The organism is Burkholderia sp. 22313, assembly GCF_052045245.1.
Classification (GTDB): domain Bacteria; phylum Pseudomonadota; class Gammaproteobacteria; order Burkholderiales; family Burkholderiaceae; genus Burkholderia.
In genome coordinates, this window is sequence record NZ_JBQEON010000021.1 from 1 (window position 1) to 23613 (window position 23613).

A 23613-nucleotide genomic window follows, 5' to 3' on the forward strand; every position below is an offset into this window, starting at 1 on the left:
GCGCGCACGACCGCCGAATACCGCGCGCTCGACGCCGCGCATCACATCCACCCGTTCTCGGACATGGGCGCGTTGAACCGCGCGGGCAGCCGCGTGATCGTGAAGGCCGACGGGGTGTATCTGTGGGACTCGGACGGCAACAAAGTCATCGACGGGATGGCCGGCCTCTGGTGCGTGAACGTCGGCTACGGCCGCCAGGAACTCGCCGACGCCGCGTATCGCCAGCTGCAGGAACTGCCGTTCTACAACACGTTCTTCAAGACCACGCACCCGCCGGTGATCGAGCTGTCGGCGCTGCTGGCCGAGGTGACGCCCGCGGGCTTCAACCACTTCTTCTATTGCAACAGCGGCTCGGAAGGCAACGACACCGTGCTGCGCCTCGTGCATCAGTACTGGCGCGTGCAGGGCCAGCCGCAGAAGAAATACGTGATCTCGCGCAAGAACGGCTACCACGGCTCGACCATCGCCGGCGGCACGCTCGGCGGGATGGGCTACATGCACGAGCAGATGCCGTCGAAGGTCGAGCACGTCGTGCACATCGATCAACCGTACTTCTTCGACGAAGCGCAAGCCGGCGAGACGCCCGAAGCATTCGGCCTCGCGCGTGCGCAGCAGCTCGAAGCGACGATCCTCGAACTCGGCGCGGAGAACGTCGCCGCGTTCATCGGCGAGCCGTTCCAGGGCGCGGGCGGCGTGATCTTCCCGCCGTCGACGTACTGGCCGGAAATCCAGCGGATCTGCCGCAAGTACGACATCCTGCTCGTCGCCGACGAAGTGATCGGCGGCTTCGGCCGCACCGGCGAATGGTTCGCGCATCAGCATTTCGGTTTCGAGCCGGACCTGATCACGATGGCCAAGGGGCTCACGTCGGGTTACGTGCCGATGGGCGCGGTCGGCATTCACGAGCGTATCGCGCGCCCGATCATCGACCACGGCGAATTCAATCACGGCCTCACGTACTCGGGCCATCCGGTCGCGGCGGCGGTGGCGGTCGCGAACCTGAAGCTGCTGCGCGACGAAGGGATCGTCGAGCGCGTGAAGCACGACATCGGGCCGTATTTCCAGCGCCGGCTGCGCGGCGCGCTCGCCGATCATCCGATCGTCGGGGAGATTGCCGGGGCAGGGCTCGTCGCGGGCGTCCAGCTCGCGCGCGATCGTGAGCGGCGCGAGCGGTTCGATGGCAGCGTCGATATTGGCACGATCTGCCGCGATTTCTGCTTCAACGGGAACCTGATCATGCGCGCGACCGGCGACCGGATGCTGCTGTCGCCGCCGCTCGTGATTCGCGAGGGGGAGGTCGACGAGATCGTCGACAAGGCGAAGCGCGCGTTCGATGCGACCGCGGAACGGGTCGGGCGGGTGAGGTGATCGAACGCGGTGCTTCGATCAGGCGTAGTCGAAACGCTGTTGATCGAACTCGATGATGCGCGCGACGCACGCGGAGATGGACATCGTGCCGGTTTCGACGACGAGATCCGGCGCGACGGGCGCCTCGTACGGATCGGAGATGCCGGTGAACTGGCGCGTCTGGCCCGTGATGGCCTTCGCGTACAGATGCTTCGGATCGCGCGCGGAGCAGGTCTCGATATCGGTCTTCAGATAGATTTCGACGAAGCGCGCGTCGCCGATGGTTTCCCGGGCCAGTTCCCGGTCGGCGGCATACGGGGAAATCAGTGCGACGATCACCGTGATTCCCTGACTGTTCAGCAGTTTGGCGATTTCGGCGGTGCGCCGGCAGTTTTCGGCGCGATCGTCGCGCCGGAATCCGAGATCGTGGGAGACGCCCGAGCGCAGTTCGTCGCCGTCGAGAATGCAGATGGGCATGTTCTGCGTGCGCAAGTGTGCGGCGATTTCGCGCGAGAGCGTGGACTTGCCTGCGCCACTCAGGCCTGTCAACCACAAGGTATGTGAATTCGGCAGTGTCATGGGTGTATTGCGACGGTGTAAGCCAGCCGCGCAATGCGCGTTCCGGATTCCCGTTTCGTCTTGATTGGATGTGGCGGCCGGTGCCGCTCGGCCGGCTACTATTGTCGGTGGATTCTAGGCAGCCGGTATCCATTCAATGTTACGAATTCGTTACCGTTTATTACATCTGGACATTCCGTCATGTCATCCGATGGCGATGACGGCACGCAACGGCGGTCCGGTGCGTGCATGGCGTGCGTGGGGATCGTGCCGGCCCCGTGCGATTGCCTCTCGGACGTGAGCAATGACGAATGCGGCGCGCAAAACGAAAAGGGCCTGCGTCGTGAGACGCAGGCCCTTGAATTCTTTGGTGGGCGGTACTGGGATCGAACCAGTGACCCCTGCCGTGTGAAGGCAGTGCTCTACCGCTGAGCTAACCGCCCAAAGAAGAAAAGATTATGTCAGAGATTTTGGGGTTCGTAAAGCACTTTCTTCAAATATTTTGCAGGACCCATGACGCTGATCTTCGGCATTCCGTTCCTGATCGCGTTGTCCGTCGTGTATGCGGTGTGGTACCGGCGCGCGCAGCCGGTGCTGCAGCCCGAAGCGAAGTAACGAAGGGAAGTAGCGAAGCGAAGTAACGAAGCAGCCGCGGCGCGAAGGCGCGTCGCGCCGCCTCAGCCCGCAAGCGCCGGCAACGCGTCGATCGACGCGCGCACGTAGTCGGCAAAGCGCAGCGCGACCGGTTCGGCGGTGCCGCTGCGCTTGAGCGCCAGCGTGCGCGATTCGAGCGACGCATCCTTCAGCGGCCGGAACGCGAGCCGCTCGCTCTTCACCTGCTGCAGCACGCGCGGCACCAGCGCGATGCCCATCCCGAACTCGATCATCGACAGGATCGTCTGCCACAGCCGCGCCTCGTGACGGATCAGCGGGCTGAAGCCCGCGGTCACGCACTGCGCGATGATCAGGTCGTGATAGTGCGGTGCCGCGTCGCGCGGAAACAGGATGAACGGTTCCGCGGCCAGCGCGGCGAGCGCGACCTGCCGGCGCCGCGCGAGCGGGTGTGCGGCCGGCAGGCAGCAGACGAACGGTTCCGCGTAGACGGGCGCCGATTCGACCTCGGGCGGGCAGTGGCCCCAGTGCGCATAGCCGAGATCGATCTGGCCGCGCTGGATCGCCTGCACCTGTGCCTGCGTGTTCATTTCGCTCAGCACGATCTCGACGCCCGGATAGTCGGCCTCGAAGCGCCGCACCGCATCGGGCAACCCGCGATACAGCATCGAATGGACGAAGCCGATCCGCAGCCGGCCCGCGAGGCCCGACGCCGAGCGCACGGTGAGCCGCTCGGCTTCGGCCGCCTGCAGCAGCAGCCGGTGCGCTTCGCCGAGCAGTACCGCGCCCGCGTTGGTCAGCGCGACCGTCTTGTTGGTGCGCGAAAAGAGTTGCACGCCGAGCGCTTCCTCGAACTTGCGGATGTCGAAGCTCAGCGCCGGCTGCGAGATGAACAGGCGCTTCGCCGCGCGCCCGAAATGCAGTTCCTCGGCGACCGCCACGAAGTAGCGCAACTGCCTCAGTTCCATGCTGACTCCTCGTCGCATCGGCATCGATAAGCGCCGTCTATCGTACCGGATAAATCCTGTATTGGACGGTTATCGACCGCGCGCCTACGCTCTGCTGAACGCTTGGCACTCGCCGGCCGCGCCGCCACGGCGCGCGCACTGGCCGGCAGCCGGGCCACCACGGAGACGCATGCATGAACGACACCGCTCGCACGCCGGACGCCGGCGCATCCAGCAACATTCCCGACAGCCGCGGCATCAATTTCTTCACGGCCGATCCCGACCTCGGCGCGTTGCTGAGGCTGCATCTCGGCGCCGCCCGCTACGCAGAACTCGAACCGCAGTTGCACGCGCTCGGCGCGCGCGTGTCCGGCGAACTCGACGAATGGGCATCGCGCGCGGACAAGCATCCGCCCGTGCTCGAACACCGCAACCGGCGCGGCGAAGCCGTGCAGCGGATCGACAAGGATCCCGCGTATGTCGCGCTCGAACGGGTCGCCTATTCGGAGCTCGGGCTCGCGTCGCTGAGTCACCAGCCCGAGGCGGTGGCGCCGCTCGTCAAATACGCGCTGACGTTCCTGTTCGTGCAGGCGGAATTCGGGCTGTGCTGCCCGGTCAGCATGACCGATTCGCTGACGCGCACGCTGCGCCGTTTCGGCGAGCCGGCGCTCGTCGAACACTACCTGCCGATGCTGGCGTCGCGCGATTTCGATACGCTGTTCCAGGGCGCGATGTTCATGACCGAGCAGGCGGCCGGCTCCGACGTCGCGCGCATTGCGACGCGCGCGGTGCGCGAGACGGACGAGCAGGGCGGAACGGGGTGGCGCCTGTACGGCGACAAGTGGTTCTGCTCGAACGCGGACGCCGACCTGGCGATGGTGCTCGCGCGGCCCGATGGCGCACCGGACGGCATCAAGGGGCTCGCGCTGTTCCTGCTGCCGAAGACGCTGCCGGACGGCACGCGCAACCGCTACCGGATCGTGCGGCTGAAGGACAAGCTCGGCAGCCGTTCGATGGCGAGCGGCGAGATCGCGCTCGAAGGCGCGCAGGCTTACCTGATCGGCGAGATCGGCCGCGGCTTTCACCAGATGGCCGACATGATCAACATGTCGCGGCTGTCGAACGGCGTGCGCGCGGCGGGGCTGATGCGGCGCGCGCTGAACGAGTCGCTCCACGTCGCCGCACATCGTGCTGCATTCGGCCGCAAGCTGATCGAGATGCCGCTGATGCAGCGCCAGCTGATGAAGATGCTGCTGCCGGCCGAGGCCGCGCGCGCGATGTTCATGCAGATCGCGCTGCTGCTGCCGCAAGCCGATGCGGGCGACGAGCAGGCCGCGCGCTGCGTGCGCATCCTGACGCCGCTGATCAAGTTCCGCGCGTGCCGCGATGCGCGCCGCGTGACGGGCGATGCGATGGAAGTGCGCGGCGGCACCGGCTACATCGAGGAATGGAGCGATGCGCGGCTCGTGCGCGACGCACATCTCGGTTCGATCTGGGAAGGCACGAGCAACATCGTCGCGCTCGACGTCGCGCGCGCCGCGCGGCGCGAGCAGGCGCTCGACGCGCTGCGCACGTTCCTCGGCGATCGGCTCGGCGCGGCGCCGCTGCCCGACGCGAGCCGCGCGGCGCTGCGGCGCATTCTCGCGCGCGCGTGCGATGCGCTCGCACGGGTCGCGGCGGAAGGCGACGACGCGCGCGTGCGGCAGGCTGCGTCGGCGCTGTACTACGCGAGCGCGGCCGTGCTGATGGCGTGCGAGGGCGTGCGGCTCGCGCCCGATTACCGGCGCCTCGCGCTCGCGCACCTGATCGTGCGCTACAAGCTGTTGCCGGTCGATCCGCTCGCGCCCGCCTCGCGCGACGACGAGACGGCGGCATTCGACGCGCTGCTGCGCGGCGCGCCGGTGCCGCTCGACATGGCGCTCGATCTGCTGCCGGAGGTCGAGCGATGAACGCGACGAACATGACGGCGACGACGTCGGTGAAGCCGCCACGCGGCGCACTGGACGGCCTGAAGGTCGTCGACCTGAGCCGCGTGCTCGGCGGCCCTTACTGCACGCAGGCGCTCGCCGATCACGGCGCGACCGTGATCAAGATCGAGCCGCCCGACGGCGACGAGACGCGCGGCTGGGGGCCGCCGTTCCTCGACGACACCGCGTGGTATTTCATGGGCGTGAACCGCAACAAGGAAGGGCTCGCGCTCGACCTGTCCCGCGACGAAGGGCGCGCGATCCTGTGGCGCCTGCTCGAAGACGCCGACGTGCTCGTCGAGAACTTCAAGCCCGGCACGCTCGCGCGCTGGGGAATGGACTACGCGCGCGACCTGCAGCCGCGCTTTCCGCGCCTGATCCACTGCGCGGTGACGGGCTTCGGCGACGACGGCCCGCTCGGCGGGCTGCCCGGCTACGACGCGGTGATCCAGGCGATGGCCGGGCTGATGAGCGTGAACGGCGAGCGCGACGGCGCCGCGACACGCATCGGGTTGCCGATCGTCGACATGGTCACCGGGCTCAACGCGCTCGCCGGCATCCTGCTCGCGCTCGCGGAGCGCGGGCAGAGCGGGCAGGGCCAGTCGATCGACATCGCGCTGTACGACTGCGGCGTGTCGCTGCTGCATCCGCACCTGCCGAACTTCTTCGGCTCGGGGCGCGTGCCCGAGCGCAGCGGCAACGCGCATCCGAACATCGCGCCGTACGACAGCTATCGCACGGCGAGCGTGCCGATCTTCCTCGCGGTCGGCAACGACCGGCAGTTCGCCCGCCTCGTCGCCCATCTCGGTGCACCGGCGCTCGCCGGCGATCCGCGCTTCGTCGACAACCGCAGCCGCTGCGCGCACCGGTCCGAATTGAAAGTGGAGCTCGAGGCACGGCTCGCCGTCCATCCATGCGAGCCGCTGGCACGCGACCTGATGGCGGCCGGCGTGCCGTGCGGGCCGGTGCGCACGGTTGCCGACGTCGCGCGCGATCCGCATGCGTTGCATCGCGAGCTGTTCGTCGAGATCGGCACGTATCGCGGGACGGCCTCGCCGGTGAAGCTGTCGCGCACGCCGGCGACCTACCGAACGCCCCCGCCGGCGCTCGGCCGCGACACGCGCGCGGTGCTCGACCGCCTCGGCGTCGATCCCGCGCTCCAGCAGCAACTGCTCGATGCCGGCGTGCTGAAGGTCGCGCCCGATCCGACGTGACGCGCCGGGGGCGCCCGCAGAGGAGCGCCCCGAGCCGGCAGATCACAGTCGTTCCAGGCAACGCAACGTAGAGCAACCCCGCCAGCCGGCGGCGCAAGGCCGGCCATCCGGCAAGGCGCGCGACAGTCGCGCCGCCGATCACAAACATGGAGACATCGATGAGCCGTCCGCAATCCCCGTTAGCCGCGCAGCCGCGGCCCGGCCGCGCCGCCTTCGCGGCGTTCGTCGGCACCACGATCGAGTGGTACGACTTCTACATCTACGGCACCGCCGCCGCGCTCGTGTTCGGCAAGGTGTTCTTTTCGAGCACGATGGATCCCGGTGTCGCGACGCTGCTGGCGTTCGTCACGTTCTGGGCCGGCTTCGCCGCGCGGCCGCTCGGCGGCATCGTGTTCGGTCATCTCGGCGATCGGGTCGGCCGCAAGACCGCGCTCGTGATCACGCTGGTGATGATGGGGCTGGCCACGACCGGCATCGGCCTGCTGCCCGGCTACGCGTCGGTCGGCGTGTGGGCGCCCGCGGGCCTCGTCGTGCTGCGCGTGCTGCAGGGCATCGCGGTCGGCGGCGAGTGGGGCGGCGCGGTGCTGATCGCGAGCGAGAACGCGCCGAAGCATCGCAGCATCCTGTATGCGGCGTTCGCGCAGCAGGGTTCGCCCACCGGCAACCTGCTGGCCACGGCCGCGTTCTTCGCGCTGAGCGCGCTGCCGACGCCGTCGTTCCTGATGTGGGGCTGGCGCATTCCGTTCCTGCTGTCGGCGGTGCTCGTGATCATCGGGATGGTGATCCGGCTGAGGCTCGAGGAGTCGGCCGACATGCAGCGCGTGCTCGCGCGCAAGCGCACCGTGAAGCTGCCGTTGCGCGACGTCGTGCGCGATCACTGGGTGGTCGTGCTGCTCGCGGCCGGCACGCTGCCGGTGATCAACGTCACGTACTTCCGCAGCACGTTCGCGCTGTCGTGGGCGACCAAGGAACTCGGCTATGCGCAGGGCACGTTCCTCGGCATCCTGTCGATCTCGCTCGTCGTGCAGTTCCTGATGCAGCCGGTTGGTGCATGGTTCGTGTCGAAGGTCGACATGCGGCGCGCGATGTGCTGGATCCTGATTCCCGAGATCGTGCTGATGCCGGTGATGTTCCACGCGCTCGCAACCCGGTCGTACTGGGTCGCCGTCGCGGGAATGTGCATCTCGACGATTCCGTCGGCGATGTTCTACGGCGCGGTCGGCGGCGTGCTCGCGCGGGTGTTTCCGGCCAACATCCGCTATACCGGCCTGTCGCTCGCGTATCAGTTGAGCGCGCTCGTCGTCGGCGGCGGCACGCCGGTGCTCGCGCAGGCGATCCTGAACGCGACGGGCAGCATCGTCGGCGTCGCGATCGCGTCGGGGCTCTATGCGCTCGTGTCGCTCGCGTGCATGCTCGCGCTGCTGAATCGCACCGGCTATCGCGCGGACGAACTGTCGACGGCCGAGCGCAGCGATGCGGCGGAGTGGGGCGCCGAAGGCGTGAGCGCCGACAGTCCGGCCGGCGAGGCCGCCACGCAGCCGGACGATCGCGGCACGTTGAAACCGGCGGGGTGAGCCGGGGGCCGGCGTGGATCGGCCCGCCGGCGATTCGGTCATTCGGTGAGGCGGTAATTCGGCGCGCCGGCGGCATCGCGCGCCGGACGGATCGTGCAGTGGCCGCGATTCGCGCCGAAGCACGCGTCCCGAATCACGTGCCCCAAAAGCAAACGGCACCGTGCGATCCACGGTGCCGTTTGCCTGGCGGTTGCGTCACGTCGCGACGCGGCCGGCATGGCCGGCCATCGCGATGCGCGGGGCTTAGCCTTCCGTCGGCGGCACGTAGCCGGACGCCTGGTCCGCGCCGTCGCCGAAGAAGTACTTCTCGGTCTGCTTCATCAGATATTGACGCGCGCGCGGGTCGGCCATGTTCAGGCGGTTCTCGTTGATCAGCATCGTCTGCTGCTTGAGCCAGCCTTGCCACGCTTCCTTCGACACGCTTTCATAAATGCGCTTGCCGAGTTCACCCGGCAGCGGCGGGAAATCGAGACCTTCGGCTTCCTTGCCGAGTTTCGCGCATTGGATCATTCGAGCCATCGTGTACTTCTCCTGTAATCGGTCTGGGGGAGGGCAGTCGTGCCTGCGCTCAGAGCTGCTTCATCAGCACGAGCGACTTGCGCTGCCAGTTATAGAGTTTGCGGCGGTCTTCCGGCAGGTCGTCGACGCTGACCTTGACGAAGCCGCGCTTGAGGAACCAGTGCTCGGTGCGCGTCGTGAGCACGAAGATGTGCGTGAGGCCGCGCGCACGGGCGCGCTGCTCGATGCGCTTGAGCAGGCGTTCGCCGTCGCCCGAGCCCTGCGCTTCCGGCGCGACCGTCAGGCACGCCATCTCGCCGATCTTTTCCTGCTGGTACGGGTACAGCGCCGCGCAGCCGAACAGCACGCCATCGTGCTCGATCACCGAGAAGTGGTCGATGTCGCGTTCGATCTGGTGGCGGCCGCGCCGCACCAGCGTGCCGTCCGATTCGAGCGGCTCGATCAGCGACAGGATGCCGCCGACGTCGTCCGGCGTCGCCTCGCGCAGGCTCTCGAGGTTCTCGTACGAGATCATCGTGCCGACACCGTCGTGCAGGAACAGTTCGAGCAGCATGCTGCCGTCGAGCGACTGCGGAATCAGGTGGGCCCGGGTCACGCCGCCGCGGCAGGCGCGAATCGAGTGCTTCAGGAAGAACGCGTCGTCGCCCTGGACGTTGCCGGAATCGAGCAGCTCGGCGGCCGCGTCGAGCGACATTTCACGCACCAGCTCGCCTTCGTCGTCGACGATGCCGGGCGCTTCGGTCAGGAAGATGATCTTGTCGGCGCGCAGCGCGATCGCGGCGGCCGATGCAACGTCTTCCATCGACAGGTTGAACGCCTCGCCGGTCGGCGAGAAGCCGAGCGGCGACAGCAGCACGAGCTTGCGGCTCGCGAGCGAATGACGGATCGATTCGGCGTCGATCTTGCGCACGATGCCCGTGTGCGCGAAATCGACCCCGTCGAGAATCCCCACCGGCCGTGCGGTCACGAAGTTGCCGGACACGACGCTGATGTGCGCGTGCGCCATCGGCGAGTTCGGCAGACCCTGGCTGATCGCGGCCTCGATGTCGAGACGCACCTCGCCGGCCGCTTCCTTCGCGGATTCGAGCGCGCGCGCATCGGTGATGCGCAGCCCATGCGAAAACTCGGATTCGACACCGTGCAGGCTCAGCTGCTCCTCGACCTGCGGCCGCGAGCCGTGCACCAGCACGATCTGGATGCCCATCGCCTGCAGCAGCGCGATGTCGGACACAAGCGCGTTCAGCAGCCCCTGCTGCACCACCTCGCCGCCGAACCCCACGACGAACGTGCTGTTGCGGAACTTGTGGATATAGGGCGCGACGGAGCGCATCCAGTCGACGAACTGCGCGTGGCTGGCGGCCGAATCGTCGGCGGCCGGCGGCGTCGCGGCGCCGGTCTGGGCGGGAGGGAGGTCGGTTTGGGAATTCATGGGCGGGATTATAATGCGCCCCCATGTCGAATGTACCTAAAAGTCCCGCGCCGACGCGGGCCAAAGCGCCGTCGGCGAAGCACCCGGATGGTGCGGCCGACGCGCATCAGCAGCAGGGCCAGCCGCCGCGCCAGCAGCAGCAACCGCAGGCAGACAAGCCGCCGCGTGGCGACGAACGGCGCCGCCAGCAGGGCAAGCAAGGCGAGCCGGTCGCGAAGGACGCGCCTCTGGCCGCCGGCGAGCGCGCGCCGCGTCGCGAGCGTCCGCCGCGCGCAGCTGTCGCCCCGAATCCGGTTCCGCCGATCACCTACCCCGAAAGCCTGCCCGTGTCGGGCAAGCGCGACGAGATCGCGCGCGCGATCGCCGGTCACCAGGTCGTGATCGTCTGCGGCGAAACGGGTTCCGGCAAGACCACCCAGTTGCCGAAGATCTGTCTCGATCTCGGCCGCGGCCTCGGCGCCGGCGGCACGGGCCTGATCGGCCATACGCAGCCGCGGCGCCTCGCCGCGTCGTCGACCGGCCGGCGCATCGCCGAGGAGCTCGGCACGCCGTTCGGCGAAGTGGTCGGCTACAAGGTACGCTTTACCGACAATCTCGCGCCGGGCGCGTCCGTCAAGCTGATGACGGACGGCATCCTGCTCGCCGAGACGCAGACCGACCCGTTGCTGAAGGCGTACGACACGCTGATCATCGACGAGGCGCACGAACGCAGCCTGAATATCGACTTCCTGCTCGGTTACCTGAAGGAAATCCTGCCGCGGCGGCCGGACCTGAAGCTGATCGTCACGTCCGCGACGATCGACGCCGACCGCTTCGCGCGCCATTTCGGCAGCGACGAACGTCCGGCGCCGGTGATCGAGGTGAGCGGGCGGCTGTATCCGGTCGAGATGCGCTACCGCCCGGTAGCTGAAGATCGGCCGGCCGTGAAGCATGCGGAAGGCACGGGCGGCCGCGACCGCGTGAAGACCGCGCGCGAGGCCGAACGCGACCTGATGGACGCGATCGTCGACGCGGTCGACGAGCTGTGCCGCGAAGGCCCTGGCGACGTGCTGGTGTTCCTGCCGGGCGAGCGCGAGATCCGCGAGGCGGCCGAGGCGCTGCGCAAGCACCACCCGCCGCATACCGAGATCCTGCCGCTGTTCGCGCGGCTGTCGGCGGCCGACCAGGACAAGGTGTTCAAGGCATCGAACGCGCGCCGCATCGTGCTCGCGACCAACGTGGCCGAAACGTCGCTGACGGTGCCGGGCATCCGCTATGTGGTGGACACCGGTCTCGCGCGCGTGAAGCGCTATTCGTACCGGAACAAGGTCGAGCAGCTGCAGGTCGAGTCGATCTCGCAGGCCGCCGCGAACCAGCGCGCGGGCCGCTGCGGCCGGGTGGCCGACGGCGTCTGCATCCGCTTGTACGAGGAAAGCGACTACCAGGCGCGCGCACGCTTCACCGATCCGGAAATCCTGCGCTCGTCGCTCGCGTCGGTGATCCTGCGGATGAAGTCGCTGCACCTCACCGCGATCGAATCGTTCCCGTTCCTCGAGCCGCCGCCCGGCCGCGCGATCGCGGACGGCTACCAGCTGCTGAACGAACTCGGCGCGGTCGACGACGACAACGCGCTGACGCCGCTCGGCCGCGAGCTCGCGCGGCTGCCGCTCGACCCGCGCGTCGGCCGGATGATTCTTGCCGCGCGCGACCAGCAGTCGCTGCGCGAGGTGCTGATCATCGCGAGCGCGCTGTCCGTGCAGGATCCGCGCGACCGACCGATCGAAGCGCAGGAGCAGGCCGACCAGGCGCATCGCCGGTTCGCCGACGAGCGCTCCGAATTCCTGCAATGGCTGAAGATCTGGGCGTGGTTCGAAGAGGCCGTCGCGCACAAGAAGTCGAATCGCCAGCTGATCGACGCGTGCCGGCAGAACTTCCTGTCGCATCTGCGGCTGCGCGAATGGCGCGACGTTCATTCGCAGCTGCTGACGGTCGTGCGCGAGCACGGCTGGCGTCTGAACGAGGTCGAGGCGACCTACGAACAGGTGCATCTGGCCCTGTTGACGGGCCTGCTCGGCAACCTCGGGATGAAGGCCGACGACGATCCGCACTATCTCGGCGCACGCGGGATCAAGTTCTACCTGTGGCCGGGCTCGGCGCTCGCGAAGAAGGCCGGCCGCTGGGTGATGGCGGCCGAACTCGTCGAGACGAGCCGGCTGTACGCGCGCTGCCTCGCGAAGATCGAGCCGGAGTGGGTCGAGAAGATCGGCGCGCACCTGTTGAAGAAATCGCTGTCCGAGCCGCACTGGGAGAAGCGCCCGGCGCAGGTCAGCGCGTTCGAGCGCGCGACGTTGTACGGGTTGCCGATCTACCATCGCCGGCGCGTCGCGTTCGGCCAGCAGGATCCGGCACGCGCGCGGGAGCTGTTCATCCGCGGCGCGCTCGTCGAGGGCGAATTCGACACGAAGCTGCCGTTCTTCGCGCACAACCGCAAGCTGCTTGCCGACATCGAGCAGCTCGAACACAAGTCGCGCCGGCAGGACGTGCTGGTGGACGACGAACTGATCTACGCGTACTACGACCAGGCGATTCCGGCGGGCATCCATACGGGCGCCGCGTTCGAGCGCTGGTATCGCGACGCGGTGAAGAAGGGCGGTCAGCCCGACGACAAGCAGCGGCTGCTGTACCTGTCGCGCGACGACCTGATGCGCCACGAGGCGGCCGGCGTGACGACCGACCTGTTTCCGAAACGCGCGACGATGGCCGGCGTCGAAATGGCGCTCACCTACCATTTCGAGCCGGGCACGCCGCGCGACGGCGTGACGCTCGCGGTGCCGCTCTACGCGCTGAACCAGGTCGACGCGCGCCGTTGCGAATGGCTCGTGCCGGGGATGCTCAAGGAGAAGGTGCAGCTGCTGCTGAAGTCGCTGCCGCAGAAGCTGCGCCGCCACTGCGTGCCGCTGCCCGAGTACGCGGCCGGCTTCGTCGAGCGGATGGGGCGCGAGCGGTTCGGCGCGGGCGGCCTGGTCGAGGCGCTGATCGCCGACGTGCGCGGCGAGACGCAGGTCGCGATGAAGACGGCCGACTTCAAGCTCGAGACGCTGCCCGCGCACCTGTTCATGAACTTCAAGGTGATCGACGAGCACGGCCGCCAGCTCGCGATGGGGCGCAATCTCGCGCAACTGCGCCAGGAGCTCGGCGCGCAGGCGCAGCAGCAGTTCCAGAAGATCGCGGCGGCAGCGACGATCTCGCCCGGCGGCGAGACGCCCGCGGATGACGCCGACGGTACGCCGGCACGCGCTGCCGCGCCCGCTTCGCACGCCCGGGGCGGCACGCCGGCCAAGGGCGCGGCACCGCAAACGGCGGCTCCGGCCGAAGCCGGCGCGACCGCGCTGTACGAGAACCTGACGACGTGGAATTTCGGCAAGCTCCCCGAGCTGCTGGAAATCCGCCGGCGCGGCCAGACGCTGTACGGCTATCCGGCGCTCGTCGATCGCGGCACGCACTGCGACGTCGAGGTGTTCGACTCGCCGGAGGAGGCGGCGCGGATCCACCGGGCCGGCCTGCGGCGGCTGTTCGCGCTGCAATTGAAGGAGCCGATCAAGTTCCTGGAAAAGAACCTGCCGGGGCTGCGCGAGATGGCGATGCAGTACATGTCGCTCGGCACGCAGGACGAACTGCGCGACCAGCTGATCGACACGGCGCTCGACCGCGCGTGCCTGCAGGACCCGCTGCCCGACGACGACGCGAGCTTCCACGCGCGCCGCGACGAGGGCCGCAGCCGCCTGAACCTGCTCGCGCAGGAGATCGCGCGGCTCGTCGGGCAAATCCTCGCCGAGTACGTGGGGCTGGCGAAGAAGCTCGCGCAGGCGAAGCCGTTCGCGCAGGCCCACGCGGATCTGCAGCAACAGCTCGCGGCGCTGGTCGGCAAGCGCTTCGTGATCGATACTCCCTATGTGCAGCTGGCGCACTTCCCGCGTTACCTGAAGGGCATCGCGCTGCGGATCGACAAGCTGAAGGCCGACCCGGCGCGCGACGCGAAGCAGTCCAGCGAGCTGCTGCCGCTCGTCCAGCAGTACCAGCGCGCGGTGTCGCAGCGCGGCGGCGTTGCCGACGCGCGGCTCGCGGAATTCCGCTGGCTGCTGGAGGAACTGCGAATTTCGTTGTTCGCGCAGGAACTGCGCACGCCGATGCCTGTCTCTGTCAAGCGTCTGCACAAGGTCTGGGAGTCGATGCAGCGCTAGCGCCGCAGCGGCCGTCCCGGCCCGCACCGGCGGCTGGCCGCCGCGGCCGGTCGCGCAGCGCCTGCCGCGGCGGGCCGCGCGGCCGCTTCGGCAGGCGTCGAAACGGCGCAACGCCGGTTTCCGTCAACCGGCGGGGCCGGTCGAACGTTTTACAATGACGGTTGTTCCTCGACGTGAGTCTTCATGCGCACTTTCCTTTCCTTCGGCCGCACGCTTGCGCTGGCCGCCGCCGTGCTGGCGCCCGCCGCACACGCGAATAACGTGATCGTCCTCAATTCGGCCGAAGCGACGCTTTCCCTGATCGACCAGCAGACCCACCAGGTCGTCACCACGATGCCGACCGGCAAGGAACCGCACCATTTGATGGCGACGCCCGACAATGCGTCGCTGATCGTCGCAAATTCGGTCTCGAACAGCCTGATGTTCCTCGATCCGAAGACGGGCAAGCTGCAGCGCACCGTCGAAGGGATCGACGATCCGTACCAGCTCGGCTTCTCGCCCGATCGCAAGTGGTTCGCGGCGGCCGGGCTGCGGCTCGACCGCGTCGATATCTACAGCTACGACGGCCGCGACGTGCACCTCGCGAAGCGCGTGCCGCTCGCGGTGATGCCGAGCCACCTCGCATTCACGAAGGACAGCAAGACGCTGCTCGTGTCGCTGCAGGTCTCCGGCGAGATCGCGGCGATCGATCTGCCGACGCAGACGGTCAAGTGGAAGATGAAGGTCGGCAAGGTGCCGGCGGGCCTGTGGCTCACGCCGGACGACAAGTTCCTGCTGGTCGGGATGACCGGCGCGGATTACGTCGCGGTGGTCGACTGGCGCAACCAGAAGGTCGTCAAGCAGATCTATACCGGCAAGGGCGCGCACAACTTCCGCTCGCTCGCCGACGGCACGCACGTCGCGGTCACGAACCGGGTCGCGAACACGATCAGCATCCTGGACGAGAACACGCTCACCAACGTCGGCGACATCACGGGCCTGCTGCCGGGGCCGGACGACATGGAGTTGTCCGCCGACAAGAAGACGCTGTGGGTGACGTTCCGCTTCGCGAAGAAGGTCGGGATCATCGACCTGGCATCGCGCAAGCTGGTGCAGACGATCTCCGTCGGCCGTTCGCCGCACGGGATCTACTTCTACGACCGCGCGCCGTGGAAGGCTGCGAACGGCGCGTGACGGGCGGAGGCGAGCGATGCTGCACCTGATCGATGCGTTCGTGTCGGACATCCAGACCTGGCTGTACGTCGACGTCGTGCAGCCGCTCCTCTTCAAGTTCAACCTGATGGACTATGACGAGGACACCTACGACGCGCTGTACTGGGTGATCATCGGCGCATTGCAGATGGTGTTGATGTTCGCGCTGCTGCGCCCGCTCGAGGCGCTGATGCCGGTCGAACGCTGGACGAACCGCCGCGCGGTGCGGGTCGACGTGATCTACACCGCGATCACGAAGCTCGGCATCTATTCGCTGTTCTTCTTCTTCGCGCTGCGGCCGATGTTCGACAGGCTCCAGGCTTCGCTGCGCCTGCACGGCATCTCGAACGTCAACCTCGACTATCTGTGGCCGGGCGTGACCTCGCAGCCGATCGTCGCGTTCGCGATCTACCTCGTCGTGCTCGACTTCGCCGGCTACTGGTATCACCGCTGGCAGCACAAGTTCGGCATCTGGTGGGAGCTGCACGCGGTCCATCACAGCCAGCGGCAGATGTCGCTGTGGTGCGACGACCGCAACCACCTGCTCGACGATGCGCTGCAATCGTGCTTCTTCGCGGCGATCGCGCTCGTGATCGGCGTGACGCCGTCGCAGTTCGTCGTGCTGACCGCGGTCACGAACTTCGTGCAGAGCATCCAGCATACGAATGCGCGGCTGTCGTTCGGCTGGCTCGGCGAGCGCCTGCTCGTGAGCCCGATCTTCCACCGGCGCCACCACGCGGTCGGCTACGGTCACGAAGGCACCAAATACGGCTGCAACTTCGGCGTGCTGTTCCCGTGGTGGGACATGATGTTCGGCACCGCGTCGTGGAACCGCACGGTCGAGCCGACCGGCATCCGCGAGCAGGTCGAAGGCGTGTCCTACGGCGAGGGCTTCTGGGCGCAGCACGGTCTCGCGTTCGTGCGGATCTTCCGGCGCATCGTGCCGGCGAAGCGCGGCGCGGCGTCGGCCTGAGCCCGTCCTTTCTCCCATTGAACGGCTTTTCCACCCGGCCCGCATGCGCTTTGGCGCATGCGGGCCGTGTGGTTTATGCTTTCCCCGTTTTTCTCCATCGATACAGGTCCGCATGAACGACTTGCTGCGCTCCTTCGTCCGGGCCTTCGCCAGCGCGCTGCACCCGCGCATGCTGTGGCTCACCCTGATGCCGTTCGTGGTCTCGGCGCTGCTGTGGGGCGTCGTGCTGTGGTTCACGTGGCAGACGCTGATCGACGCCGCCCGCGGCGCGCTCGACGGCTTCGTGCTGACCGCCGCGCTGTATCGCGCCTTCGACGCGATCGGGATGTCGCAACTGCACGCGGTCGTCGCACCGTTCGTCGTCGTGTCGCTCGCGATTCCGCTGATCGTGCTGACCGTGCTGCTGCTGATCGCGACGATCTCGATGCCGGTCGTGATCAAGCACCTGTCGAACCGGCAGTTCGCGGCGCTCGAGGCGAAGCGGGGCGGCACCTTCTTCGGCAGCGTGTTCAATTCGCTCGGCGCGGCGCTCGTCGGTGTCGTGCTGCTCGTCGTCACGATCCCGCTGTGGCTGATTCCGCCGTTCTTCGCGCTGCTGCCGCCGGTGATCTGGGGCTGGCTCACGTATCGCGTGATGACCTACGACGCGCTCGCGCAGCACGCGAGCCGCGACGAGCGCCGCGCGCTCGTGCGGCAGCATCGCTGGCCGCTGATCGGCATCGGCGTCGCGACCGGGCTGCTCGGCACCGTGCCGACCTTCGTGTGGGTATCGTCGGTCTGGATGATGGTGCTGTTTCCGTTCGTGGCGGCCGCGATGATCTGGGTTTACGCTTTCATCCTCGTCTTCTCGGCGCTGTGGTTCGGGCACTATTGCCTGCGCGCGCTGGACGACCTGCGCGCGAAGTCGCGCGCCACCGCAATCGACATGGGGCAGGCATGAGCATCGGCATCATCATCATCGGCGACGAAATCCTTTCGGGCCGCCGGCAGGACAAGCATCTGGCGAAGGTCGTCGAGCTGCTCGGCGCGCGCGGCCTCGCGCTCGACTGGGCCGAATACGTCGGAGACGATCCGGCACGCATCACCGCGACCCTCGCCCGCGCGATCGCGTCCGGCGACATCGTGTTCTCCACGGGCGGGATCGGCGCGACGCCGGACGACCACACGCGCCAGTGCGCGGCCGCCGCGCTCGGCGTGCCGCTCGAACTCCATCCGGAAGCGAAGGTGCTGATTGCGGAGCGCATCCGCGAGACCCATGCCGATCCAGCCACGCCGGTCGACTTCGAGTCGCCGGAAAACCAGCACCGCTTCAACATGGGCGTGTTCCCGGCGGGCGCGACGATCATCCCGAACGGCTATAACCGGATCCCCGGTTTCTCGGTCGGCGATCTCCATTTCGTACCGGGCTTCCCGGTGATGGCGTGGCCGATGATCGAGTGGGTGCTGGACACGAAATACGCGCATCTGCATCACGCGACGCCGCACGCGGAACGTTCGCTGTACGTGTTCGAGCTGCCGGAATCGACGCTGACGCCGCTGATGGAGAAGATCGAGCGCGATTTCCCCGGCGTGCGCGTGTTCAGCCTGCCGAGCGTCGGCGACGCCGAGCGCGGCGGCATCTACGCGCGCCGGCATATCGATCTCGGTGTGAAGGGCGAGCCCGAAGCGGTCGCGGCCGCGTTCGTGAAGCTGCGCGAAGGCGTGCACCTGCTCGGCGGCGACGTCGTCGAACCGGACGCGTCGCGCACCTGAGCGGGTCGCGCATCGGTCGCCCGGCCCGGCACGCGGGCCGCATGAATGCCACGGGCCGCGCAACGCGGCCCGTCATCGGGATGTCATCGCCCGGCTCGACGATGTCGCAGTCGGGCGTGCCGGTGCGCAGGCGCCGTCAGGCGCCGATCCACGGCAGTTTCCGGAAGCACCAGCCGTCGACCGTCTTGCGGTGGCCTTCGGCATCCTTCGTGCCCTCGAAGCCTTCGAGGAGGTCGAACGCCTTCGTGAAGCCGGCCTGCGACGATGCGACCGCGGCGAGCTTCGAGCGCGCGGCGCTGCGGCACAGGAACAGGATCGGCGTATCGGCCGGGAGGGCGGCCTTCAGTTCGTCGACGAATTCGGCGTTCGGCACGCCGCCCGGATAGCGCGTCCATTCGAGATGCAGGTACTGGCCGTCGCCGACGAGCGGGCGGCCGATCCAGTCAAGCTCGGCGCGGGTGCGCACGTCGACGAGACGCGCCGACGGGTCGAGCTGCAGCAGTTCGAACGCCTCGACCGGCAGCAGCGCGCCGGCATAGTTGAGCGCGCCTTGGGCGCGGCGTTCGTCGGCCTTCGCGTAAAGCTGGTCGAGCGTACTCATGGCAGGAGGTCTCCGTATCGGTCAAACGAACATTCTAGCGCGGTGCCGCCGCGCGGATGTCCGCGTGTCCGATGGCGCATGCATGGCCCACGCGCTCACCAAAAAAGTGCAGAATGGCACGCACGCACCAGAATGATTCAATCGTGCCGGCGCACCCGGTCGATTGCACCATCGCGGTGCGGTTGGCCCGCTGCGGGTGCGAGGCCCGGCCCCGGAATCGCGCAGTCGGGCCTCGCTGCGGCGCGGGCCGGCACGATTCGCGTCGGTTTTGCGATGATTGGCACGGAAGCTGCTATATAGAATTCGGTCGACCCGGGGCGCGCTGCGCCAAAGCCAGACTCCGGGCAGCTCGATAAACGAGGCGGTTCCCAGTCCGCCGGAATTGTTCAATCAGGAGAAGAGGTTATGAGTAAAACCGTCGCCGACGTCATGCAACTCGTGAAGGACGAGGACTGCAAGTTTGTCGATTTCCGCTTCACGGACACGCGCGGCAAGGAACAGCACGTGTCGGTGCCGGTTTCGGCGTTCGACGAAGACAAGTTCGAAAGCGGCCATGCATTCGACGGTTCGTCGATCGCGGGCTGGAAGGGCATCGAGGCGTCGGACATGCTGCTCATGCCGGATCCGAATGCTGCCTTCATCGACCCGTTCTATGAAGAGTCGACCCTGGTGCTGACCTGCGACGTGGTCGAGCCGGCCGACGGCAAGGGCTACGAGCGCGACCCGCGTTCGCTCGCGAAGCGCGCGGAAGCGTACCTGAAGAGCACGGGCATCGGCGACACGGCGTACTTCGGTCCGGAACCGGAATTCTTCATTTTCGACTCGGTCCAGTGGAACACGGACATGTCGGGCTGCTTCGTGAAGATCAACTCGGAAGAAGCACCGTGGTCGGCTGGCAAGGAATTCGAAGGCGGCAACACGGGCCACCGTCCGGGCACGAAGGGCGGCTACTTCCCGGTCGCGCCGGTCGACACGTTCCAGGACATGCGTTCGGAAATGTGCCTGCTGCTCGAACAGCTCGGCATCCCGGTCGAAGTGCACCACCACGAAGTGGCGGGCCAGGGCCAGAACGAAATCGGCACGAAGTTCTCGACGCTGGTCGAGCGCGCCGACTGGACGCAATGGTCGAAGTACATCATCCATAACGTCGCGCACTCGTACGGCAAGACGGCGACGTTCATGCCGAAGCCGGTCGTCGGCGACAACGGTTCGGGCATGCACGTTCACCAGTCGATCTGGAAGGACGGCCAGAACATGTTCGCGGGCAACGGCTATGCCGGCCTGTCGGAAATGGCGCTGTTCTACATCGGCGGCATCATCAAGCACGCTCGCGCGCTGAACGCGATCACGAACCCGACGACGAACTCGTACAAGCGTCTGGTCCCGCACTTCGAAGCACCGGTCAAGCTCGCCTACTCGGCACGCAACCGTTCGGCATCGATCCGCATTCCGCACGTGTCGAACCCGAAGGGCCGCCGTATCGAAACGCGCTTCCCGGATCCGATGGCGAACCCGTACCTGTTGTTCTCGGCACTGATGATGGCAGGCCTCGACGGGATCCAGAACAAGATCCATCCGGGCGAAGCCGCGGACAAGAACCTGTACGACCTGCCGCCGGAAGAGGATGCAAAGATCCCGACCGTCTGCGCAGGCCTCGACCAGGCACTGGAAGCGCTCGACAAGGATCGCGAGTTCCTGACCCGTGGCGGCGTGTTCACGGACGGCATGCTCGACGCGTACCTCGCGCTGAAGGAGCAGGAGCTGGCGAAGTTCCGCATGACGACGCATCCGATCGAGTTCGAGATGTACTACTCGCTGTAATCGGCGATGGCGCTTCGATTCAGCGCCGTCATGCCGGTTCGTTCCCGTCGCGCGGCTTGCGGCGGGAACCGCGGAGTCTGAAAGGGGACGGCGTCCAGCCGTCCCTTTTTTGTTCCGGCAATTTCCATTTCCCGACCCGGTGAGGCGCGACACGCACGCAAGATGGCTCTGAAGAATCTGATCAAGGCGAAGACGGGGCAGCCCGAGCGACTGACGGAAGACGAGCGGCTCATGCGCTCGGGCCTGCTTGCGGGGCTGGAGGCGCTGCCGACGGTCGTGATCGTGCTCGACCGCAAGACGCTCAGGGTCGCGTTCGCGAACCCGTCCGCGGAGGCGATGCTCGACATCTCGCGGCGGCAGCTCGTGCAGCGGCCGTGGGGCGAGATTTTCCCGAACGCGAACGAACTCGCGTCGACGATCACCGCGATCGGCGAGGAACGCTTTCATGCGACGCATCTCGACACCGTGCTCGACCGGCCCGGCCGCGAACCGCTGCACGTGCATGCGATCGTCGGCTTCCTCGAGACCGCGCCCGATTTCGTGCTCGTCGAGCTGTTCGAGAACGAACGGCAGTCGCGCACCGATCGCGAGGAGCGCATCCACGACCTGACCGCGGTCAACAAGCAACTGATCCGCAACCTCGCGCACGAGATCAAGAACCCGCTCGGCGGCATTCGCGGCGCAGCCCAGCTGCTCGAATTCGAACTGAGCGAGCGCGAGCGCGGCGAATTGCGCGAATACACGCAGGTGATCATCAAGGAGTCCGATCGCCTGCAGACGCTCGTCGACCGCCTGCTGGAGCCGCATCGGCACCCGCACATCGTCGGCGACGTGAACATTCATGAAGTATGCGAACGCGTGCGCGCGGTGATGCTCGCGGAATTTCCGCGCGGGCTCACGATCGAGCGCGATTACGACGTGAGCGTGCCGGACCTGCGCGGCGACAAGGAGCAGCTGATCCAGGCGCTGCTGAACATCGTGCGCAACGCCGCGCAGGCGCTGCGCGAGCGGATCGCGCAGGGCGACGCGAAGATCGAGCTGCGCACGCGCGTCGCGCGCAAGGTCACGATCGCGAAGCGCCTGTACAAGCTGGCACTGGACTTGCACGTGATCGACAACGGGCCCGGCATTCCGGAAGAGATCCGCGACCGGATCTTCTATCCGCTCGTGTCCGGGCGCGACGACGGCAGCGGGCTCGGCCTCACGCTCGCACAGACGTTCGTGCAGCAGCACGACGGGATGATCGAGGTCGAGAGCCGGCCCGGACGTACCGAATTTCAGATCCTGCTGCCGCTCGACCATTGAGCGGCGGTATTGCGATTCACCGGATTCACCAATCTCTGACCGACCTATGAAGCCGATCTGGATAGTAGACGACGATCAATCGATCCGCTGGGTGCTTGAAAAGGCGCTCGCCCGGGACAGCTTCGCGACGAAGAGCTTCGCGAACGTGCGCGACGCGCTGGCCGCGCTCGACCACGAGACGCCGCAGGTGCTCGTATCCGACATCCGGATGCCGGGCGGCTCCGGCCTCGAGCTGCTGCAGGCGATGCACGAGCGCCTGCCGGGCCTGCCCGTCATCATCATGACGGCGTTCTCCGATCTCGACAGCGCCGTCGCGGCGTTCCAGGGCGGCGCGTTCGAATATCTCGCGAAGCCGTTCGACGTCGACAAGGCGGTCGAACTGATCCGCCGCGCGGTCGAGGAAAGCCTGCGCGGCGGCGCGCCGCAGGACGAGCGCGTGGCCGACGCGCCCGAGATGCTCGGCCAAGCGCCCGCGATGCAGGACATGTTCCGTGCGATCGGCCGCCTGTCGCATTCGGCCGCGACCGTGCTGATCACCGGCGAGTCGGGCACCGGCAAGGAGCTCGTCGCGCGGGCGCTGCACCGGCACAGCCCGCGGGCGAACGGCCCGTTCATCGCGCTGAACACCGCCGCGATTCCGAAGGACCTGCTCGAATCCGAACTGTTCGGCCATGAGCGCGGCGCGTTCACCGGCGCCCAGACCACGCGCCAGGGCCGCTTCGAACAGGCCGAGAACGGCACGCTGTTCCTCGACGAAATCGGCGACATGCCGTTCGATCTGCAGACGCGCCTGTTGCGCGTGCTGTCGGACGGGCAGTTCTATCGCGTCGGTGGCCACAACCCGCAGCGCGCGAACGTGCGCGTGATCGCCGCGACGCACCAGAATCTCGAGGCGCGCGTGCGGCAGGGATTGTTCCGCGAGGACCTTTACCACCGGCTCAACGTGATCCGGCTGCGGCTGCCGCCGCTGCGCGAACGCAGCGAGGACATCGCGCTGCTCACGCGCCATTTCCTGCAGAAGAGTGCGCGCGATCTCGGCGTCGAGCCGAAACGCGTGTCGGACGAAGCGCTCGCGTATCTGACGTCGCTCGCGTTTCCCGGCAACGTGCGGCAACTCGAGAACCTCGCGAACTGGCTGACCGTGATGGCCCCCGCGCAGACGGTCGAGATCAAGGACCTGCCGCCCGATCTCGTGCCGGCCGGCGCGCCGGTGGGCGCGACGGCCGAGGGCGCGGATATGCACGCCGGCACCGGCGTCGGCGCTGCCGAGGGGGCGCCCGTGCCGGTCGTGGCCGGTGCGATGCCGCTGACGGCCGCGCCTGTCGCGGCCGCGCCGAACGGGGCGCCGGCGGGCTATCCGATGTGGGAAAGCGGGCTGCGCACCGAAGTCGCGCGGTTGTTGCGCGAGAATTCGGCCGACGTGATGGACGAACTCGCGCGCCGTTTCGAGGCGGCCGTGATCCGCGAGGCGCTCGACTTTACGCGCGGCCGCAAGGTCGAGGCGGCAGAGCGGCTCGGCATCGGCCGCAACACGATCACGCGCAAGATCCAGGAACTCCATCTGGAGCCGTAAGCCTGCGTCG

At 67.6% G+C, this 23613-nt stretch carries 17 protein-coding genes and 1 tRNA gene; 12 read left to right on the forward strand and 6 right to left on the reverse strand.

The window, feature by feature from the left end; translation table 11 throughout:
• The coding region (locus ACTJKF_RS18250) for an aspartate aminotransferase family protein (RefSeq protein ID WP_440624905.1) at positions 1-1368 on the forward strand (1368 nt) is incomplete at its 5' end.
• 18 nt (positions 1369-1386) lie between these two features.
• On the opposite strand, the gene cysC is transcribed toward ACTJKF_RS18250, so the two are convergent.
• From cysC to ACTJKF_RS18265, 3 genes are all read right to left on the reverse strand, one after another.
• Positions 1387-1926, reverse strand: coding sequence for an adenylyl-sulfate kinase (gene cysC / locus ACTJKF_RS18255; protein ID WP_440624906.1), 540 nt, complete (start codon positions 1924-1926; stop codon positions 1387-1389).
• 347 nt (positions 1927-2273) lie between these two features.
• Positions 2274-2348, reverse strand: a tRNA-Val gene (locus ACTJKF_RS18260).
• A gap of 234 nt (positions 2349-2582) precedes the next feature.
• Positions 2583-3485 (reverse strand): LysR family transcriptional regulator, encoded by a 903-nt coding sequence (locus tag ACTJKF_RS18265; protein WP_440624908.1) that lies wholly within the window; start codon positions 3483-3485, stop codon positions 2583-2585.
• 173 nt (positions 3486-3658) lie between these two features.
• Here ACTJKF_RS18265 and ACTJKF_RS18270 point away from each other — a divergent pair, with 173 nt between their 5' ends.
• The 3 genes from ACTJKF_RS18270 (at position 3659) to ACTJKF_RS18280 (ending at position 8219) form a co-directional block, all read left to right on the forward strand.
• Positions 3659-5413, forward strand: a complete 1755-nt coding sequence (locus ACTJKF_RS18270; RefSeq protein ID WP_440624910.1) for an acyl-CoA dehydrogenase family protein — start codon at positions 3659-3661, stop codon at positions 5411-5413.
• A complete protein-coding gene (locus tag ACTJKF_RS18275; protein ID WP_440624912.1) occupies positions 5410-6645 on the forward strand; it encodes a CaiB/BaiF CoA transferase family protein in 1236 nt (411 codons plus the stop codon). Before ACTJKF_RS18270 ends, ACTJKF_RS18275 begins: the two co-directional genes overlap by 4 nt.
• Positions 6646-6803: 158 nt before the next feature.
• Entirely contained in the window at positions 6804-8219 is a 1416-nt protein-coding gene (locus tag ACTJKF_RS18280) for an MFS transporter (RefSeq protein WP_440624913.1), read from the forward strand.
• A 243-nt stretch (positions 8220-8462) separates the two neighbouring features.
• Here the strand turns inward: ACTJKF_RS18280 and ACTJKF_RS18285 are convergent, their stop codons facing one another.
• Together ACTJKF_RS18285 and argA are read right to left on the reverse strand one after the other, a co-directional pair.
• Positions 8463-8738: an oxidative damage protection protein gene (locus ACTJKF_RS18285; protein WP_006478357.1), complete on the reverse strand. Its 276-nt coding sequence runs from the start codon at positions 8736-8738 to the stop codon at positions 8463-8465.
• A 49-nt stretch (positions 8739-8787) separates the two neighbouring features.
• On the reverse strand, positions 8788-10167 hold the full coding sequence (gene argA, locus ACTJKF_RS18290) for an amino-acid N-acetyltransferase (RefSeq protein WP_014896599.1): 1380 nt from the start codon (positions 10165-10167) through the stop codon (positions 8788-8790).
• Positions 10168-10190: 23 nt separating this feature from the next.
• Here argA and hrpA point away from each other — a divergent pair, with 23 nt between their 5' ends.
• The 5 genes from hrpA (at position 10191) to ACTJKF_RS18315 (ending at position 18303) form a co-directional block, all read left to right on the forward strand.
• The gene (gene hrpA / locus ACTJKF_RS18295) at positions 10191-14387 is read left to right on the forward strand and encodes an ATP-dependent RNA helicase HrpA (RefSeq protein ID WP_440624915.1); all 4197 of its coding nucleotides are present in this window, start codon (positions 10191-10193) and stop codon (positions 14385-14387) included.
• Positions 14388-14570: 183 nt separating this feature from the next.
• A complete protein-coding gene (locus ACTJKF_RS18300) occupies positions 14571-15560 on the forward strand; it encodes a YVTN family beta-propeller repeat protein (protein ID WP_440624916.1) in 990 nt (329 codons plus the stop codon).
• A gap of 16 nt (positions 15561-15576) precedes the next feature.
• Entirely contained in the window at positions 15577-16551 is a 975-nt protein-coding gene (locus ACTJKF_RS18305; protein WP_440624917.1) for a sterol desaturase family protein, read from the forward strand.
• A 112-nt stretch (positions 16552-16663) separates the two neighbouring features.
• Positions 16664-17491, forward strand: a complete 828-nt coding sequence (locus ACTJKF_RS18310) for an EI24 domain-containing protein (RefSeq protein ID WP_440624918.1) — start codon at positions 16664-16666, stop codon at positions 17489-17491.
• The gene (locus ACTJKF_RS18315) at positions 17488-18303 is read left to right on the forward strand and encodes a competence/damage-inducible protein A (protein ID WP_440624919.1); all 816 of its coding nucleotides are present in this window, start codon (positions 17488-17490) and stop codon (positions 18301-18303) included. The genes ACTJKF_RS18310 and ACTJKF_RS18315 overlap by 4 nt, the downstream gene beginning before the upstream one ends.
• A 136-nt stretch (positions 18304-18439) precedes the next feature.
• Here the strand turns inward: ACTJKF_RS18315 and ACTJKF_RS18320 are convergent, their stop codons facing one another.
• A complete protein-coding gene (locus tag ACTJKF_RS18320; protein ID WP_440624920.1) occupies positions 18440-18904 on the reverse strand; it encodes a rhodanese-like domain-containing protein in 465 nt (154 codons plus the stop codon).
• 405 nt (positions 18905-19309) lie between these two features.
• On the opposite strand from ACTJKF_RS18320, the gene glnA reads away from it, so the two are divergent.
• From glnA to ntrC, 3 genes are all read left to right on the forward strand, one after another.
• Positions 19310-20725, forward strand: coding sequence for a type I glutamate--ammonia ligase (gene glnA, locus ACTJKF_RS18325; RefSeq protein ID WP_440624921.1), 1416 nt, complete (start codon positions 19310-19312; stop codon positions 20723-20725).
• 162 nt (positions 20726-20887) lie between these two features.
• Positions 20888-22030, forward strand: a complete 1143-nt coding sequence (gene glnL, locus ACTJKF_RS18330; RefSeq protein WP_440624922.1) for a nitrogen regulation protein NR(II) — start codon at positions 20888-20890, stop codon at positions 22028-22030.
• A gap of 46 nt (positions 22031-22076) precedes the next feature.
• Positions 22077-23603, forward strand: coding sequence for a nitrogen regulation protein NR(I) (ntrC, locus tag ACTJKF_RS18335; RefSeq protein ID WP_440624923.1), 1527 nt, complete (start codon positions 22077-22079; stop codon positions 23601-23603).
• Positions 23604-23613: the final 10 nt, after the last annotated feature.

Coding starts and splice junctions, on each gene's coding strand:
- ntrC (WP_440624923.1), top strand. CDS start 22,077: ATGAAGCCGATCTGGATAGTAGACGACGATCAATCGATCCGCTGGGTG.
- glnA (WP_440624921.1), top strand. CDS start 19,310: ATGAGTAAAACCGTCGCCGACGTCATGCAACTCGTGAAGGACGAGGAC.
- cysC (WP_440624906.1), bottom strand. CDS start 1,926: ATGACACTGCCGAATTCACATACCTTGTGGTTGACAGGCCTGAGTGGC.
- ACTJKF_RS18320 (WP_440624920.1), bottom strand. CDS start 18,904: ATGAGTACGCTCGACCAGCTTTACGCGAAGGCCGACGAACGCCGCGCC.
- ACTJKF_RS18310 (WP_440624918.1), top strand. CDS start 16,664: ATGAACGACTTGCTGCGCTCCTTCGTCCGGGCCTTCGCCAGCGCGCTG.
- ACTJKF_RS18305 (WP_440624917.1), top strand. CDS start 15,577: ATGCTGCACCTGATCGATGCGTTCGTGTCGGACATCCAGACCTGGCTG.
- ACTJKF_RS18270 (WP_440624910.1), top strand. CDS start 3,659: ATGAACGACACCGCTCGCACGCCGGACGCCGGCGCATCCAGCAACATT.
- ACTJKF_RS18285 (WP_006478357.1), bottom strand. CDS start 8,738: ATGGCTCGAATGATCCAATGCGCGAAACTCGGCAAGGAAGCCGAAGGT.
- glnL (WP_440624922.1), top strand. CDS start 20,888: ATGGCTCTGAAGAATCTGATCAAGGCGAAGACGGGGCAGCCCGAGCGA.
- argA (WP_014896599.1), bottom strand. CDS start 10,167: ATGAATTCCCAAACCGACCTCCCTCCCGCCCAGACCGGCGCCGCGACG.
- ACTJKF_RS18315 (WP_440624919.1), top strand. CDS start 17,488: ATGAGCATCGGCATCATCATCATCGGCGACGAAATCCTTTCGGGCCGC.
- ACTJKF_RS18300 (WP_440624916.1), top strand. CDS start 14,571: ATGCGCACTTTCCTTTCCTTCGGCCGCACGCTTGCGCTGGCCGCCGCC.
- ACTJKF_RS18280 (WP_440624913.1), top strand. CDS start 6,804: ATGAGCCGTCCGCAATCCCCGTTAGCCGCGCAGCCGCGGCCCGGCCGC.
- ACTJKF_RS18265 (WP_440624908.1), bottom strand. CDS start 3,485: ATGGAACTGAGGCAGTTGCGCTACTTCGTGGCGGTCGCCGAGGAACTG.
- hrpA (WP_440624915.1), top strand. CDS start 10,191: ATGTCGAATGTACCTAAAAGTCCCGCGCCGACGCGGGCCAAAGCGCCG.
- ACTJKF_RS18275 (WP_440624912.1), top strand. CDS start 5,410: ATGAACGCGACGAACATGACGGCGACGACGTCGGTGAAGCCGCCACGC.